This window comes from Streptomyces jumonjinensis, from assembly GCF_009600885.1.
Taxonomy (GTDB): Bacteria; Actinomycetota; Actinomycetes; order Streptomycetales; family Streptomycetaceae; genus Streptomyces; species Streptomyces jumonjinensis.
On record NZ_VCLA01000207.1, the window covers coordinates 18,885 to 19,120 of the forward strand.

General features: G+C 65.7%; 1 protein-coding gene. It reads left to right on the forward strand.

All coding sequences use genetic code 11. The annotated features are described in order from the left end of the window. Nucleotides 1-236 (forward strand): condensation domain-containing protein (locus FF041_RS38695; protein ID WP_194292380.1); only part of this gene is annotated, 236 nt, incomplete at both ends.

Below are 236 nucleotides of genomic sequence, written 5' to 3' on the forward strand. Positions count from 1 at the left end.
TGCAGATCGGGTCGTCCTGCCCTGGCGGGAGGAAGATCTGTCGCATCTGACCGAGAGCGAGGCCCAGGCCGAGGCGGAACGGCTGGAGAACGCGGAGCGCGCGCGCCGGTTCGATCTCGCGGACCCGCCGCTGATCAGGATCCTTCTGGTGAAGTTCGGCGCAGGCCGCTACCGGATGACCTTCACGTTGCATCACATCGTGTTGGACGGGTGGTCGCTGCCGATTCTGATGCAGG